Raw genomic sequence first — 15,621 nt, 5'->3', positions numbered from 1 at the left:
GAGTGAGCGTGCGGGTCACTGTGATCGGCTGCTCGGGCAGCTTTCCGGGGCCGGAAAGCCCGGCGTCCTGTTACCTGGTCGAGGCGGACGGGTTCGCCATGCTGCTGGAACTCGGCAGCGGCGCGCTCGGCGTCCTGCAACGGTTCCATCCGCTGTACGAGATCGACGCGGTGCTGCTCTCCCATCTGCATCCCGACCATTGCATGGACATGTGCGGCTTCTACGTGGCCCGCAACTACCATCCGGACGGCCGCGCCCCCCGCATCCCCGTCTACGGTCCCGCCGACACCGGGCGGCAGATGGCCCGCGCCTACGGCCTGCCCGACGACGACGGCATGGACGAGGCGTTCGACTTCCGCCCGCTGCCCGGCGGCACCTGGGAGATCGGCCCGTTCACCGTCACCGCCGTCCGGACCCCGCACCCGGTCGAGGCGTACGCCTTCCGCATCGAGGCCGGCGGACGCGTCCTGGCCTACTCCGGTGACACCGGCGACTCGGCCGAGCTGGTGGAACTCGCCCGCGGCGCCGACCTCTTCCTCTGCGAGGCCTCCTTCCTGGAAGGCCCGAACCTTCCGCCGAACCTTCACCTCACCGCCCGCGAGGCCGGCGAGCACGCCGCGCGCGCCGGCGCCGGACGCCTCGTCCTCACCCATCTCGTCCCCTGGAACGACGCCAACGCCTCCCTGGCCGAGGCCAAGGCCAGCGGCTTCGGCGGCCCCGTCGAACTCGCCCACGTCGGCGCCGTCTACGACGTCTGACCGCGCCGCCGCGCGACCCCTGCCTGCGCGTTCGGGCGGCCGAGGCGGGGCGGGGGCGCCGGGAGCGGAGGCGTGCGCGGTCGGACGAGGGCACTAGGGTGGTGGGCATGGCACGTCCTGACGACCGCGCGGCAGACCAGCTCCGAACCGTTCGCATCCAGCGCGACTGGCTCGATCACGCCGAGGGCTCGGTGCTGGTCGAGTTCGGCGCGACCCGGGTGCTGTGCGCGGCGTCCGTGCAGGACTCCGTGCCCCGCTGGCGGCGCGACAGCGGCAAGGGCTGGGTGACCGCCGAGTACGCGATGCTGCCCCGCGCCACCCACACCCGCAGCGACCGCGAGTCCGTCAAGGGCCGGCTCGGCGGCCGCACGCAGGAGATCTCCCGCCTGATCGGACGGTCCATCCGGGCCTGCGTCGACTTCAAGGCGCTCGGCGAGAACACCGTCCAGCTCGACTGCGACGTCCTCCAGGCCGACGGCGGCACCCGCACGGCCGCGATCACCGGCGCGTACGTGGCCCTCGCCGACGCCGTCTCGTGGATGCGCGAGCGCGGCCTGGTCAAGGGCGACCCGCTGGTCACGTCCGTGGCCGCGGTCAGCGTCGGCATGATCGACGGCGAGGCGCGGCTCGACCTGGAGTACACCGAGGACGTCCGCGCCGAGACCGACATGAACGTCGTCTGCACCGGCGACGGCCGGTTCGTCGAGGTGCAGGGCACGGCCGAGGGCGCGCCGTTCGACCGCGCCGAGCTGGACGCGCTGCTCGACCTCGCCGCGGGCGGCTGCGCCGAGCTGACCAGGCTCCAGGCCGAGGCGCTCGGCCGATGAGCCGGGTCGTCCTCGCCACCCGCAACCAGGGCAAGATCGAGGAGTTGCGGCGCATCCTGGACGGCATCGAGGTGATCGGCCTCGACGCCTTCCCCGGCGCCCCCGAGGTCCCCGAGACCGAGCTGACCTTCGCCGGGAACGCGCTGCTCAAGGCCCGCGCGATCGCCGCGCACACCGGCCTGGCCGCCGTCTCGGACGACTCGGGCCTCTGCGTGGACGCGCTGAACGGCATGCCCGGCGTCCTGTCCGCCCGCTGGTCCGGACGCTTCGGCGAGAAGACCGGCGACAAGGACCGCGCCAACCTCGACCTCGTCCTCGACCAGCTCGCCGACGTCGACGACGACGCCCGCGGCGCGCACTTCCTCTGCGCCGCCGCCCTCGTCGTCCCCGGCCACGCCGAGCACGTCGTGGACGGCCGCATGCACGGCACGATCCTCCGCGAGCCGCGCGGCGCCGGCGGCTTCGGCTACGATCCGATCTTCCTCCCGGACGGCGAGACCCGCTCCAGCGCCGAACTCGCCCCGGCCGAGAAGGACGCCATCAGCCACCGCGGCCGCGCCTTCCGCGCCCTCGCCGAGATCCTCCCGAGCGCCCTCTCCGCCTGATCCTCTCCGCGTTCCCGGCCCGCTCCCCCTCGGGGGCGGGCCTTCTCGCGCGCCCGCCCGGCCCGCTGGACGCCGCCTGCGCAGAAGTCGGAGGAAATCCGGATCCGTGACAACCGGGCGCCGAACGGCGGGGGTTGTAGGGGGTGTAGTTCGACTTCCCCGAGGAGCAGCATGATCAACATAGCTGGCGGACGGCGTGCGACCGCGGCGATCGTCGCCGGGCTGGGCGGCGCGGGTGTGCTCGCCGCAGGGATCTGGCTCGGCACCGGCTCGGACGGCGCCTCGTCCCGGACGGCCACGGTCTCCGCGAACGAGGCGGCCCGCACCCCCGCCCCCAGGCCGTCGACCCCCGGGTGGACGTGCCCCACGGCCCCGTCGAAGCAGCCCAGGCCCGTGCCGTCCACGGCCACGCCGACCAGGCCGGCGCCGCCGACGCCCGTGCCGTCCACGGCTCCGCCCACCAGACCGGCGCCGCCGACGCCCAGGCCGTCCACGGCTCCGCCCACCGTTCCGGCACCCCCGAAGACCAGTCCGTCCACGGCCGTTCCGCGTCCCAGCGAGCCGCCGAAGGCCACGCCGTCGCGCGCCAGTGAGCCGCCGAAGACCCCCAGGCCGTCGCGTCCGGGCATGGCCTCGTCCGTCCAGCCGACCCCGATCCCGTCGACCCACCCCGGCACGCCGGTGCCCAGCACCCGTCCGGGCATGCCGCACTGCGTGAAGCCGACGCCCGCGCCCGTCCCGCCGAGGACCGGACCCGGCACGCCCACCGCTTCGCCGAAGGCCCGGCCGCCCCACAGCGGACAGTAGGAGAGCGGCTCTGTCCACCTTGAGCACCAGGGAGGAGGCCCGCGGCACGGCGGACACGTTCGAGGAGTTCGTGAACGCCACCGCGGGCCGCCTGCTGCGCACCGCCGTGTTCCTCGTCTACGACCGGCACCTGGCCGAGGACCTCCTCCAGGTCGCCTACGAACGGGTCGCCCGGCGCTGGCGGCGGCTCGCGGACGGCGATCCGGAGGCCTACGCCCGCCGCGTCCTGGTCAACCTGGCCATCGACGAGGGCAAACGCCGCTCCCGCCGCCGCGACCTGCCCGCCGGGAGCGTCGCCGACCTCGAACGCATCGCCGGACGCGAACCGCACCACGCCCCGTCCGGTGACGGCGAACTGGAGGAGGCGCTGCGGGCCCTGCCCGCCCGGCAGCGCGCCGTCGTCGTCCTCAGATACTGGTGCGACCTCGGCGAACGCGAGATCGCCGACACCCTCGGAATCAGCCAGGGGACCGTCAAGAGCCACACCGCGCGCGCCATGTCGGCGCTGCGCGCGCACGTCCGGGAGGGCCGCACGCATGGATGACGAGCTCGGCGCCGCCCTGCGCGACCACTTCCGCCGCGCCGCGGACGACATCCGACCCGACGCCGCGCTGCTGCACCGCCTCCGCGAGACGGCGTCCCCCGCGCGAGAGCGCACGACCTCCCCACGCCGCGTCCTCTCCCTCGTCCGCCGCGACCCTCACCCCGCGGAAACGCGCGCGAGCGGAGCCTCCGGACGGCGCGCCGCTTCGGACGCCCGCGGGGGCGCGTCCGGACACGGCGTCCGGCGGCGCGCATGGTGGGCCGCCGCGGGCGTGGCGGCGGCGGTGGCGCTCATCGCGCTGGCGTTCGTCCTGCGTCCCGGCGTGGAGGAGAAGACGCGTCCGGCCAACCAGGTCATTCCGCCGACGTCCGTCCCGACGGGATCCGCGCCCTCGCCCACACCGATGTCGCCATCAAAGAAGCCGAGTTCCTCACCGACGCCGTCGACGCACCTGCCCACGCCCGGAAACCGGACCGGGACGAGCACTTCTCCAACGGAGCCACCCGGCCGGGAGCCGTCGACGCGCCCCTCGACGCCGCAGCCGGGCGGACCACAGCCGACCGGGGGACCGCCGTCCAGCGCCTCCCAGCCTCCGCACCGCCCGACACCGAGCAGGGCCACCCCCTGACCACCCGCCTCGGGGCCGTGCCTGCCGTGCCGGCCGTGCAGGTCAGACGGTGCCGGTCAGACGGTGCCGAGGCGGAGGCCGGGGAGCATGTGCCAGCCGACCGTCTCCATGATGGTGCGGAGCTGGACGGGCATGCTGTCCAGGACGAGGGGACCCGTGCCGGAGCGGCGGGCGGCGACGTCGGCGAGCATGTTGAGGGCGCCGAGGTCGATGAAGCCGAGCCCGGCGAGATCGAGATGGATCTCCTCGCCCCTGCTCGCCGCGAGCACGGCGTTCAGCGCCTCGTCCAGGATGCCGTGCCGGGACGCGTCGAGCTCGCCGAGCAGCGACAGGCCGACCGGGTCGAAGGTGCGGACGATCTGCAGCACCGAGTCGGCGAACTCCGGGTTCGGCGTCACGAACGTCGAGTGGGACGCGGCGAGGGCGTTCCGCGCGTCCGCGGTCAGCCGCCGCCGGTCGATCTGGCAGATCGCCGTCACCCGGGTGCTCGGGCACACCGCGCGCTCGAGGTGCCGCTCACAGCGCAGCAGCTCGGCCAGCCCGTTCGGCAGGTCCAGCGCCCAGGTCATGTCCGCGGTGACCCGGATGGTCGTGAAGTCGCCGTCCTCCGCGCCCGCGATCTCGACCGCGAGCGCCTCCAGCACCGGGCCCGGATCGAACCCGCCGTCCGGACGCCGCGCGTCCGCGAACGGAATCACCGTCAGCAGGCCCGGACGCGACGCGACACCGTTCATGCCTGGAATGTCCACGTCATCCGAGCCGGCCAGGTAGATCACCTTGTGGGCCGCCTCCAGCCCGTCCCGGACGAACGAGCCGACCACGTGCCGCTGCTCTTCCTCGCCCGAGTACGCCAGCCACGCGTGGTCGCCGGGCCGCAGCTCACGGACCGGCCTGCGGACCGAGCTGAGGGTCTCCATAACGCCTTCCACCGCGGCCACTTCCGGATGCGTCCAGACTACGACCAGCGAGCCACGTCACGTAGCCGAACCCTCACCCTGTTTTCCCGGTATCTGACAACCGGGCGAGTCGGGACCCACCGCCACGGCCCCTGCCAATCCCCACGGACGCCGCCGAACCACCCGAGTCCACCACGGGCCCACGCGAGCGGGCGCTCAGCGGCTGATGCGCAGCCGGACGAACGTGCCGTCCCATCCCGCCCGCACCTCGGCCATATCGACCAGCAGCCGGACGGTCCACAGCCCGAAACCGCTCTCCAGCGCCGTCTTCGGCGGCACGAACCCCGCGAGCGGGCTGAACGAGCTCCAGTAGCCGTTGTCACCGACCTCGCAGAACAGGTCCTCGCCCTCCGTCCACAACCGGACGCCGACCGGCGGGATGCCGTGCCGCAGCGCGTTCGCCGCGACCTCGTTCACCGCCGTGACGAGGTTCTGCGCGTCCTGCGCGGACAGGCCGTGCCGGTCGGCCCGGCGACCCACCCACCGCCGCAGCTCGTGCAGGTCGTGGCTGGCGAGCGGCAGGTACTCCGACTCGCGCGGCTTCGGGAACTCCCGGGTGCGGTCGACACCCGCCGAGAACTCCCGCGGCGACGCGAACCGGCGGCTGTCGGACACGTCACCGTCCTGCACCAGCCGCGGATGCGTCCTCCGCGCGTGCTCCAGGATCGGCTTCGGCAGCGCGGAGGTGTCGTACGGGCACAGCGCCGTCGCCCCGGTGCCCTGGAACACCTCGTTGATCAGCGACTCGTACCGCGCCCACTCCAGCGTCTCGCGCTCGCTCCACTCGTCCCGCCAGACCGGCTCGGCCAGCGCCTGCACGCGCCGCGGATCCTTCGCCTTCACCAGCTCCAGGTAGCTGCGCAGCGTCCGCACCGGATGCTCGTAGAACGCGTCCGCGTCGATGAACATGTCATCCGCGCCACCCGGAAAGTGGTCGCGCAGAGCCGTCAGCCGGTGCTGCTTCACGACGACCACGACCGACAGGTCGTCGTCCTCCAGGCCCTCCCGGACGAAGGGGACGGCCGTCGCGAGGAAGTCGTCCATCCCGCCGAACAGGAAGGCCCGGTGTTCCAGGCGTCTCGGCTCCGCGTCCGCCGGTGCGAACGAAGTCATGAGGTGGCCCCTCCCACCCGGACGCCGGGCCTCAGCCGCGGCAGCCGGTTCCAGCCGACCATCGTGATGACGTTCTCCACGTCGGGACGCAGGTGGTCGAGGATCAGCTCGCCGCCCCTGGGCAGGTCCGCGGCGTGGTGCGCCAGGAGGTTCAGGCCACCGATGTCGATGAAGTCGAGCCCCGCCACGTTCAGGTGGATGTCCTCACGCGGACGGCTCGCCATCGCCCGGAGCAGATGCTCCGACAGGTGCGAGTGCCGCGACGCGTCCAGCTCCCCCCGCAGCAGCAGGCCGAACGGGCCGTAGATCCGCCGGATCGTCAGAATGCCGTCGTCGAACTCGGCGTCCACCCGCATCAGCACCTCGTGCGAAGCGTGCAGCGCGGTGAGCTGCCGCGTCCCGCACCGGCGCACGTCGATCTGGCAGATCCCCATCGCCATGGTGCTCGGCGAGATCGCCTGGTCGACCCGATCCTCACAGATCAGCACGGTGTCGGGCCCGCCCGGCTCGTGCAGCAGCCAGGTCGAGTCCATGGTCATCCGGACCGCGCGGAACCCCTCGCCGAACGCCGACTCACGCTCACGGAACAGCGTGTCGGAGAGCTTGCCCGGCTCGAACGCCCCCGTCCGGCCGAGGCACGCCTCCCGGCGCGACAGCACCCTCAGCTGGCGCGACGACTTCAGCTTCCGCAGGTCGAGCGAGCACCGCTCCAGACCCGGCAGGCGCTCGGCCGGCTCGTCGGTGATGTAGACGACCTTCTCCTCGGTCGCCAGCGCGGCCTGCACGAAGGGGCCGACCACCCGGTCGCGCTCCTCGGCGTCGGCGTAGCCGAGCAGCCCGTGGTCGCCCGGCCGCACATCGCTGACGGGACGTTCGTGGAACCAGGTGGTCTCCATGGCCTGCCCATCCAGGTTGTCTCGGACCCGTTCAGCGTACGCCGGGCCATCGAAAAGAGAAGCCCATTGCACAAGCTTCCTTACACGGAGTTGAGGGGCAGTGGGGCCGCCACGGCCGGGACCTGCAGCCTCAGCCGCACCGTCGTCCCGTCCCGTCCCGTCCGGATCTGGACGATCGAGCACAGCAGCCGTACCGCCCACAGCCCGAACCGTCCCGCGCCGCCCACGGGCTTCGGCGGGATCAGCCCGAAACCGGTCCGCTCCGTCCAGTTCCCGTGGTCGGTCACCTCGCACACCATCTCGCCCGGCTCCAGCCACAGCCGCAGCGTGATCGGCGGACGGCCGTGCCGCAGCGCGTTGGTCACCACCTCGGTCACCGCCACCAGCAGCCGCTGGAGGTCGTCCTCCGGCAGCGGCGTCCGGCGCGCGAAGTCGGTCACGTACGCGCGGATCCAGTACAGGTCGGCGACCTTGATGTCCAGGTCGAGCGAGTCGTCCGGCGCGGGCGGCAGCGGCGCGGAGTCGAGCCGCGCGTTGTACGCCCACGGCTCCAGGTACCCGGGGTTGCGCAGCGTCGCCTGTCCCCGCGCGGTCTCCGGGTGCGTCTGCCGGGACGCCGCGACCACCCCGGCGGGCAGCGACCGCGAGTACGCGCAGAGCAGCGCGGCCCCGGTGCCCGTGAACGCCGCGTTCGTGATCGCCTCGACCCGCTGCCACTCCAGCAGCTCCAGCGGCCCGCGCCGGGCCCACGTGGGCTCGCCGAGCACCCGCAGCCGCCGCTTCTGCCACGCCGCCGTCTCGGCCAGCGCCAGCGTGTCGGCGAGGTACCGCGCCGGATGCGCGTACCACTTGTCCGACTCGAAGAACTCCACCCCGGCCGCGTCCGCCCCGAGCGTGTCCCGCAGCAGCATGTGCATCGCGAGGGTCGTGACCGCGAGCACCCGGTCGCCGCTCTCGATGCCCTCGCGCAGGAACGGCAGCGCCCCGTCCAGCAGGTCGTCCGCACGGTCGTACGGAAGCACGCGATGGCTGAAACCTTGGCTCACGGTGCCCCACCCGGTCAGTGTCGGCCGCCTCCGCCCCTGATTCCCCCACGGGCGGCTCCCGCCCAGCCTAGGCCCGCGAACCCCCCAAGCCGAGCCCACGTTTTCAAACTGTGAACGGCGGGCCCCGCCGGGGGCCCGCCGTTCGTGCGCTCAAGGGACGTCGGATGAGGTGGTGCGGACGGGGGGACTCGAACCCCCACGGTGTTTCCACCACCAGAACCTAAATCTGGCGCGTATACCATTTCGCCACGTCCGCGAAGTTTGGGGGCATTGGCCCCCAAAGTCGGCGTACCGCTCCCGACTGGAGAATTGTGACATGCCGACCGCCCGGAGGGCGATCGCGATGTCCGCCGTGTCCTCCGGGGGGCGGTCAGCCGGCGGTGGCCGCGGTGGTCACAGGGTGAGGTCGCGGCGGAGGCGGTCTACGTGGCCGGTGGCCTTCACGTTGTAGTAGGCGTTGTCGATCTTGCCTTCGGGGGAGATGACGAAGGTGGAGCGGATGACGCCGACGACGGTCTTGCCGTAGAGCTTCTTCTCGCCGTAGGCGCCGTAGGCCTGGAGGACCTCGGTGCCGGGGTCGGAGAGGAGGGGGAAGGTGAGGCCCTCCTTCTCGCGGAACTTGGCGAGTTTCTCCGGCTTGTCGGGGGAGACGCCGACGACGATGGTGCCGGCGGCCTCGAGGTCGGCGAGGCTGCCCTGGAAGTCGACGGACTCCTTGGTGCAGCCGGGGGTCATCGCGGCCGGGTAGAAGTAGAGGACGACCCGCCTGCCGCGCAGGGATTCCAGCGACACCGGCTTGCCGTCGGCGTCGGGAAGCTCGAAGGCCGGTGCGTCATCGCCTGGCTGCAACCGCTCGGTCACCTGTTCCGCCTTTCCGTGGGGACGCTCGGCTCCAACCTACCGGCTGGGGTGCCGCGGGCGTTTCAGGTGAGGACCTGCAAGACTGGTCGGATCATGCGACTTCGCCGCCAGACACGATAGGACAAGGGCATGGCTGACAGGTCCAGCGACCCGCAGGCGCTGCAGCGGGAGATCGAGCGGTCCCGCCAGGAGCTCGCGCGCACTATCGACGAGCTCGCGGACCGGGTCAACCCGAGCAACGTCGCGCACCGGGGCGTGGAGCGGCTGAAAGAGGAGGTCGAGCAGGTCCGCCGGACGGTGGACACGGCGATCCGGGTGGAGGAGAACGGGGAGCCCGGTCCGATCAACCCCAAGATCATCATGGCCGGGGTCGGCGTCGTGGTCGGGTTGACCGTGCTCGGGATCATGCGGCGGCGGGCCAGGCGCCGGCGCTGAGCTGCGTAGAGGCGCCGGGTCGTTCCCCCTGGGGGCGGCCCGGCGTTTTTGTTTTGCCGGTGCGTCCGGCCGGGTGGGTCACCTCAGGGTGGGTTCGGCGCGGGTCACCGAGTCGGGGCCGCGTCCGATCTCGGCCTCGGGGATGTGCGGGACGACGAAGGCGTACTGCTCCAGGTCGGCGGCGGGGACCTCGCCGGACTCGCCGAAGGCGGCGATCTCGCCCCAGCAGGGGGCGCCGAGCGAGCCGGAGCGGTGCCGGACGGACAGTCCGGCGACCAGGTTGGCGAACCGGAGCCGCTGTTCGAGCGGCCATTCCTTGAGGGTGGCGAAGACGAATCCGGCGGCGAACACGTCGCCCGCGCCGGTCGGGTCGAGTGCGCGGACGGGCAGGGCGGAGGCGGCGGCGCGTTCGGCGCCGGACGCGGCGATCGCGCCCCTCGGGCCGAGTTTCACCACGACGGTCCCGACGCGTTCGGCGAGGACTTCGAGCGCGGCCTCCGGGGTGGCCGTGCGGGTGTAGGCCATGGCCTCGACGGCGTTGGGGAGGAAGACGTCCACGTCGTCCAAGCGGTCCAGGACGTGGCTGGGCCAGGTCTCGGTGGGGTCCCAACCGAGGTCGGCGAAGACCAGCGCGCCGTTCGCGCGGGCGCCGAGGGCCCAGGCGGGCACGGGCTGGTCGATGTCGACGAAGCAGGTGCGGGCGGTGGGCGGCGCGGTGACGAGGGATTCGTCGGGCAGGTCGAGCGGGCGGGTGTAGGTGATCATGCTGCGGTCGTCGTCGGTCGCGAGCGACACGGTGACCGGGGTGGGCCAGCCGGGGACGCGCAGCGAGGACGACAGGTCCACCGACTCCTGTTCGGCGAGCGTCCGCCACAGGTAGGCGCCGAACATGTCGTCGCCGAACGCGGCGGCGAGGCCGGTGCGCAGGCCGAGGCGGCTCATCGCGACGGCGATGTTCGCGATGCCGCCGGGGGCGGACCCGAGGCCGTCGGTGACCAGCTCGGTGCCGGGCGGCGGCAGTCCGGGCAGGCCGGTGAAGATCATGTCCATGAAGACCCGGCCGGTCAGGAAGACGTCCAGGGCCGCGCCACCGGTTCCGACGCCCGGGCCGCGCTCGCCGCAGGGGTCGGGCGTCAGGAGCTGTCCGTCCGCGTGGCCTTCTCCTGTGCGCGCGATGGCGCGCGCGTTCGGGGAGTGGCGGAGGGCGGCGCGGATGGACGCGTCGGTGGGGGCCCCGGAGTCGGTCACGAGAGGTCCGGCGGGGTGGTGTGGAAGCGGGCGAGGACGGAGGCGGAGATGGTCTGGGTCTGCGGGGCCAGGTCGAGGGCCTCGGGTTCGGAGGCTCCGCCGGGGGCCGCGCCCGCGTAGGCGACGGCGCGGGGACCCGTGTGGCCCCAGTCGTCGATGTCGCTCTTCTCGTCGGAGAGCTCGATCAGGCCGGTGAGGGAGGCGCCGAGGGCCGCGGCGTAGTGGCGGGCGCGCTCGACGGCGGCGTGCGCGGCCTGCTCGGCGGCGCGCGCGTGGACCGGGGAGTCGCGTCGGAGATCCCAGTGCGGGCCGTGCACGGTGGTGTGGTCCAGGTCGAAGAGGCGGGTGACGAGTTCGCCGAGGACGGCGAAGTCGGTGACGACGACCTTCGTCCCGACACTGCCCTGGTAGGTGAGGATGTCGTTCTGGCGCCGCCGGTACTTCACCGCGGGGGAGAGGTGGACGGCGCCGGTCTCGGCCGGTTCGAGGGCGTCGCCGTAGGAGGCGAGCAGGTCGAGGCAGCGCCGGTTGGCGGCGGTGAGCTCGTCCAGCGCCTTCCGGCGGTCCCTCTCCTCCACTCGTACTGTGATGGTCAGGCGGGCGATCTCGGGCGGCGCCTCGAGCACCGCTTCGCCGCGCACACTGATCACTGGAGGCTGGCTCATACCGGCCAACCTAACCGGGACGGCGCGTTCCGGGCGTGTGTGTCGCGCTACAAGGCCGTGGTGATCGCGGGGAGTGACGACTCAGAGGAAGGTCTGCCCCTCGCCGCGGTAGGTCGGGACGGTGCGGGCGACGCGGTCGCCGTCGATGAGGTGCAGTTCGGCGAAGCGTTCGCACAGCTCGCCGGCCTTGGTGTGGCGGAACCAGACGCGGTCGCCGATGGCGAGCAGGTCGGCGGCGTCGCCGTGCAGCGGTGTCTGCACCTCGCCCGCGCCTTCCAGGGAGTTGTAGGAGAGCCCGGTCGGCAGGTACGGGCGGGGGAGGCGCAGGCCGTCGGCGGTTCCGGAGGCGAGGTAGCCGCCGCCGAGGCAGGTGACGACGCCCGGTCCGGGGCGGCGGACGACCGGCAGCGCGAACAGCGCGGCGGGACGGCCCTGGAAGTTGGAGTAGTAGTCGAACAGGTGCGGCTGGTAGAGGCCGGAGCCGGCGGCGACCTCGGTGACGGCCTTCTCCCGGGCGGTGTTCTCGACGCTGCCCGTCCCGCCGCCGTTGACGAACTCCAGGTCGGTCAGGTCGCGGACGGCCCGGACGATCGCGGCGCGGCGGCGGGCCAGTTCCAGTCCGGACCGCTTCTGCATCGCCTTGACCACGCGGGACTTGGCGGCCTGTCCGGGGACCTGGTCGCCGACGCCGGCGATCTGGCCCTCGTAGGCCATGAGTCCGACGAGGCTCAGCCCGGGGCGCTTGAGGATGGTCTCGGCGAAGTCGCGGACCTGGTCGGGGGTGTGCAGCGGGGACCGGCGCGGGCCGATCTGGAGCATGCCGTTCAGCAGCCGGTAGGACGCGTCGACGTCGACGCAGACGCGGATCCGCTGCCCGGCGGAGTGGGTCTCGATGAGGTCCAGGTGCTCGTCGCAGTCGACCATGAGCGTGATCGCCGAGGCGGCGCGCTCGTCGGCGGCGAGTTCGCGCAGCGCGGCGCGGTCGACGGTCGGGTAGGCGACCAGGATGTCGTCGCTGACGCCCTCGCGGGCGAGCCAGAGGGCCTCGGGGAGGGTGAACGCCATGATCCCGGCGAACCCGTCCATGGCCAGGACCTCGTCCAGGATCGCGCGGCAGCGCACCGACTTGCTGGCGACGCGGATCGGCTTGCCGGCCGCCCGGCGGACCAGGTCCGCCGCGTTGGCGCGCAGCGCGGCCAGGTCGACGATCGCGAAGGGGGCGTCGAGGTGGGCCGTGGCGGCGTCGTAGCGGTCCCGGAGGTTCATGGCCCCACATTGCCATAAAACGGTCAAATATGAAACCGCTTCATGTATTCATGATCATCTTTAGTATTTCATGAGCGCCCGTGTGTCGCGAAGAAATCCCACAACATCGGGGACGCCGCCTTCGGCCACGCGTGTCCGCCGCCGACGACCTTGCACAGGGCGAGGGACACGCCGTCCTTCGCGCTGGACGAGCAGTCCAGGTTTCCGCTCTGTGCGGCGAGCGTCGTCGCCTTCGGCTGAGGAACGTCGTCATGCTTCCGCCAGAAGTCCATCGCGAACGAGACCGGAGGATATGGCCGGTTGTCACCGATGTCGCGCCGTCCACCGCCGTCGAAAGGGACGTTGTGGTCGGCCGTCCCGTGGAAGACGATCGCCGACACCGGACGGGACGGGTCGCACTTGGTGACCAGCGCCCCTTCCACGACGCCGATCGCGGCGACCTTGTCCGCCGCCTCGCAGCCCATCCGGTACGCCATGCCCGCGCCGTTGGAGAACCCGGTCACGAACACCCGCCTCGGGTCGCTCAGCCCGGCGGAGTTCAGCCGGTCGATCAGCTTCGTCAGGAAGCCCACGTCGTCGATGTTCCCGATCTTCGCCGGGCCGCAGCAGTCGCCCGCGTTCCACGTGGTCAGGAAGCCGTCCGGGTAGGCGACCAGGAAGCCCTTGGCGTCGGCGATCGGGTCGAAGCCGGACAGGGACCGCATCGTCGACATGGTCGCGGCTCCGCCGTGCAGGGCGATGACCAGCGGCAACGGCTTGGTGGGACGGCCGTTGCCCCACGTGCGGCCGACCAGGGCGGGCGGGACGTGCAGGAGGAACTCGCGGTGGCCGGGCGTCCCGACGTCCAGTTTCTGCTTGGTCGTGCCGGACGCGGTGGGGATGCCGTCCACCTCGCGCGGCACCGTCGTGTTCGCCTTGCCGCCGCCGCTGCCGGGCTTGCCGGAACCCGCGTCCTGTCCCGGATCGCCCTTGCATCCGGCCAGCGACGAGGCCAGGACGAGCAGGGCGGCGAGGACGGTCAGCACATTCCGGCGCATACGGCCGAACCTAACCGTCCCGCCACCCGCGAAACCACCACCCCCGGGTGACGAGGTCAGGCGGCGAAGACGTGGACGTGCTCGGGCGCGACCCGGACGAACACCTTCTGGCCGTCCTCGAGGGAGGCGGCGGCGCGGGACGGGACGTCCGCGAACACGGTCGTCCCCTCGTGGGTCGCGTACACCCTGGTCACGGCGCCGAGGAAGACCTTGACGTCCACGGTCGCGGGGAGGCCGGGGCCGTCCGCGCCGATCTCGACGTCCTCGGGACGGAACAGGCAGAGCGCCCGCTCGCCCGTGGGCGCCTCGACGTCGAACGCATCGCCCCAGGTGACGCGTCCGTCCGCCACGGGGAGTTCGAGGGTGTTGCGGTTGCCGACGAACCCGGCCGCGAACCGGGTGGACGGCGCGGCGTACACCTCCGGCGGGGTGGCGCACTGCTCGATGCGGCCCGCGTTCATCACCGCGACCCGGTCGGAGATGGCGAGCGCCTCCGACTGGTCGTGCGTGACGAACACCGTCGTGATGCCCACCTGGTGCTGGATGCGCCGGACCTCGTCGCGCAGACGCGTCCTGACCTGGGCGTCCAGGGCGGAGAGGGGTTCGTCGAGGAGGAGGACCTCCGGGTCGGGCGCGAGGGCGCGGGCGAGCGCGACGCGCTGCTGCTGACCGCCGGAGAGCTGGCTCGGCAGTTTGTGGCCGTGCTCCTCCAGGCCGACGAGCGCGAGCAGCTCCTCGACGCGCTTCAGGGTGTCCTTGCGGTCGCGCCGCCGGACGGTCAGCGGGAACGCCACGTTCTTCGCCGCCGACAGGTTCGGGAACAGCGCGTACGACTGGAACACCATGCCGATCGGACGCTTGCGGGCGGGCATGCGCGTGACGTCCGCGCCGCCGATGGAGACCGTCCCGGCGTCGGCGTCGTTCAGCCCGGCGATGCAGCGCAGGAGCGTGGTCTTGCCGCAGCCGGACGGCCCGAGCAGCGCGAGCATCTCGCCCTTGGCGACCGACACGTCCACCGCGTCCAGCGCGAGGTGCGGGCCGTACCGCTTGGTGACGCCGTTCAGCACCACGTGGGACATGGGGGTTCAGCCTTTCTCGGCGGAGGACGACGTGCGGGCGAGGGCGAGCGTGGACGACGCGGTCCGGCCGCGTCCGAGCCACACCACCAGCGCGGACAGCGCGAACAGCAGTCCGAACGTGAAGATCGTGATGACGGCGAGCGCGTTGGGGTCGTTGCCGGTGCGGGAGGTGAACACCCGCGCCGACCAGAGTGGCAGCGTCTCGTACCGCGTCCCGACCAGCACCTTCGCGAGCGCGAACTCGTTCATCGCGGTCGCCGCCACCAGCAGCGCGCCGGAGACGATGCCGCCCCGGATCGCGGGCTGGACGACCCGGACGAGCGTGACCATCGGGTGCGCGCCGCAGGTCGCGGCGGCCTCGCTCAGGCGTCGGGCGTCGGCGGCGATCAGCGCGTTCTCCACCGCCCAGTACAGGAAGGGGAAGGCGATCGCGGCGGTCGCGGCGGCGAGCAGCCAGAACGTGCCGAACAGTTGCGGCACGGTGTCCTTGACGATCAGCTGGAGCCCGGCCGCGATGACGACCCACGGGATCGCGAACGGGATGACCGTGATGGTCTGCACCACCGATCCGACGCGGGGGTTGTGCACGACCGACCAGTACGCGGCCGGGACGACCAGCAGGACGTCGATCGCGAGCGTGGCCGCCGAGAGGGCCAGCGAACGGCCGAGCGCGCCCGACACCTCCGGACGCGAGAACACGTCCGTCCACCAGTGGAGGGTGTACCCGGACGGCAGGACGGTGTCGCCCCACTTGGTCGCCAGTGAGTAGAGCAGCGCCGCGACCAGCGGCAGCGCGAAGTAGAGCGCGAGCAGCGCGAGGAAGATCCGCGATCCCAGCTTGCTCTTCATG

At 72.5% G+C, this 15,621-nt stretch carries 17 protein-coding genes and 1 tRNA gene; 6 read left to right on the top strand and 12 right to left on the bottom strand.

Annotation, left to right across the window (positions count from 1 at the left end; all coding sequences use genetic code 11):
• The first annotated feature begins 8 nt into the window (after nt 1-8).
• From AB0L06_RS21450 to AB0L06_RS21430, 5 genes are all read left to right on the top strand, one after another.
• Nucleotides 9-758, top strand: a complete 750-nt coding sequence (locus tag AB0L06_RS21450; RefSeq protein WP_500232811.1) for an MBL fold metallo-hydrolase — start codon at nt 9-11, stop codon at nt 756-758.
• Nucleotides 759-865: 107 nt separating this feature from the next.
• Entirely contained in the window at nt 866-1,585 is a 720-nt protein-coding gene (gene rph / locus AB0L06_RS21445; protein WP_500232810.1) for a ribonuclease PH, read from the top strand.
• Nucleotides 1,582-2,190 carry an RdgB/HAM1 family non-canonical purine NTP pyrophosphatase gene (gene rdgB / locus AB0L06_RS21440; RefSeq protein WP_500232809.1) on the top strand — a complete coding sequence of 203 codons (609 nt, stop codon included), beginning with the start codon at nt 1,582-1,584 and terminating at the stop codon, nt 2,188-2,190. Before rph ends, rdgB begins: the two co-directional genes overlap by 4 nt.
• A gap of 826 nt (nt 2,191-3,016) precedes the next feature.
• Complete coding sequence (locus AB0L06_RS21435) at nt 3,017-3,541, top strand: SigE family RNA polymerase sigma factor (protein ID WP_500232808.1); 525 nt, start codon at nt 3,017-3,019, stop codon at nt 3,539-3,541.
• A complete protein-coding gene (locus AB0L06_RS21430; protein ID WP_500232807.1) occupies nt 3,534-4,169 on the top strand; it encodes a hypothetical protein in 636 nt (211 codons plus the stop codon). The genes AB0L06_RS21435 and AB0L06_RS21430 overlap by 8 nt, the downstream gene beginning before the upstream one ends.
• Nucleotides 4,170-4,225: 56 nt before the next feature.
• On the opposite strand, the gene AB0L06_RS21425 is transcribed toward AB0L06_RS21430, so the two are convergent.
• The 6 genes from AB0L06_RS21425 to bcp form a co-directional block, all read right to left on the bottom strand.
• A complete protein-coding gene (locus tag AB0L06_RS21425) occupies nt 4,226-5,086 on the bottom strand; it encodes an MEDS domain-containing protein (protein ID WP_500232806.1) in 861 nt (286 codons plus the stop codon).
• A gap of 195 nt (nt 5,087-5,281) precedes the next feature.
• Entirely contained in the window at nt 5,282-6,238 is a 957-nt protein-coding gene (locus AB0L06_RS21420; protein WP_500232805.1) for an anti-sigma factor RsbA family regulatory protein, read from the bottom strand.
• Nucleotides 6,235-7,134 (bottom strand): MEDS domain-containing protein, encoded by a 900-nt coding sequence (locus AB0L06_RS21415; RefSeq protein WP_500232804.1) that lies wholly within the window; start codon nt 7,132-7,134, stop codon nt 6,235-6,237. The genes AB0L06_RS21420 and AB0L06_RS21415 overlap by 4 nt, the downstream gene beginning before the upstream one ends.
• A gap of 80 nt (nt 7,135-7,214) precedes the next feature.
• Nucleotides 7,215-8,156, bottom strand: coding sequence for an anti-sigma factor RsbA family regulatory protein (locus AB0L06_RS21410; protein WP_500232803.1), 942 nt, complete (start codon nt 8,154-8,156; stop codon nt 7,215-7,217).
• A gap of 194 nt (nt 8,157-8,350) precedes the next feature.
• Nucleotides 8,351-8,436: transfer RNA gene (locus AB0L06_RS21405), tRNA-Leu, on the bottom strand.
• 137 nt (nt 8,437-8,573) lie between these two features.
• A complete protein-coding gene (bcp, locus tag AB0L06_RS21400) occupies nt 8,574-9,041 on the bottom strand; it encodes a thioredoxin-dependent thiol peroxidase (RefSeq protein WP_500232802.1) in 468 nt (155 codons plus the stop codon).
• A gap of 129 nt (nt 9,042-9,170) precedes the next feature.
• On the opposite strand from bcp, the gene AB0L06_RS21395 reads away from it, so the two are divergent.
• Entirely contained in the window at nt 9,171-9,476 is a 306-nt protein-coding gene (locus tag AB0L06_RS21395) for a DUF3618 domain-containing protein (RefSeq protein ID WP_500232801.1), read from the top strand.
• A gap of 78 nt (nt 9,477-9,554) precedes the next feature.
• Here AB0L06_RS21395 and AB0L06_RS21390 read toward each other — a convergent pair whose 3' ends face one another.
• The 6 genes from AB0L06_RS21390 to AB0L06_RS21365 all read right to left on the bottom strand — a co-directional run bounded on the left by AB0L06_RS21390 (nt 9,555) and on the right by AB0L06_RS21365 (nt 15,620).
• Nucleotides 9,555-10,724: a PfkB family carbohydrate kinase gene (locus AB0L06_RS21390; RefSeq protein WP_500232800.1), complete on the bottom strand. Its 1,170-nt coding sequence runs from the start codon at nt 10,722-10,724 to the stop codon at nt 9,555-9,557.
• On the bottom strand, nt 10,721-11,389 hold the full coding sequence (locus tag AB0L06_RS21385; protein WP_500232799.1) for an SIMPL domain-containing protein: 669 nt from the start codon (nt 11,387-11,389) through the stop codon (nt 10,721-10,723). Before AB0L06_RS21385 ends, AB0L06_RS21390 begins: the two co-directional genes overlap by 4 nt.
• 81 nt (nt 11,390-11,470) lie before the next feature.
• Complete coding sequence (locus tag AB0L06_RS21380; protein ID WP_500232798.1) at nt 11,471-12,655, bottom strand: amino acid deaminase/aldolase; 1,185 nt, start codon at nt 12,653-12,655, stop codon at nt 11,471-11,473.
• Nucleotides 12,656-12,723: 68 nt separating this feature from the next.
• The gene (locus AB0L06_RS21375) at nt 12,724-13,692 is read right to left on the bottom strand and encodes a CE1 family esterase (protein WP_500232797.1); all 969 of its coding nucleotides are present in this window, start codon (nt 13,690-13,692) and stop codon (nt 12,724-12,726) included.
• 56 nt (nt 13,693-13,748) lie between these two features.
• Nucleotides 13,749-14,771, bottom strand: coding sequence for an ABC transporter ATP-binding protein (locus AB0L06_RS21370; protein WP_500232796.1), 1,023 nt, complete (start codon nt 14,769-14,771; stop codon nt 13,749-13,751).
• A gap of 6 nt (nt 14,772-14,777) precedes the next feature.
• Entirely contained in the window at nt 14,778-15,620 is an 843-nt protein-coding gene (locus AB0L06_RS21365) for an ABC transporter permease (protein ID WP_500232795.1), read from the bottom strand.
• Between the last annotated feature and the right edge of the window lies 1 nt (nt 15,621).

Origin of the sequence: Spirillospora sp. NPDC052269, assembly GCF_040679435.1 — a bacterium.
Taxonomy (GTDB): Bacteria; Actinomycetota; Actinomycetes; order Streptosporangiales; family Streptosporangiaceae; genus Spirillospora.
This window is presented reverse-complemented; position numbering and strand designations above follow the sequence as displayed.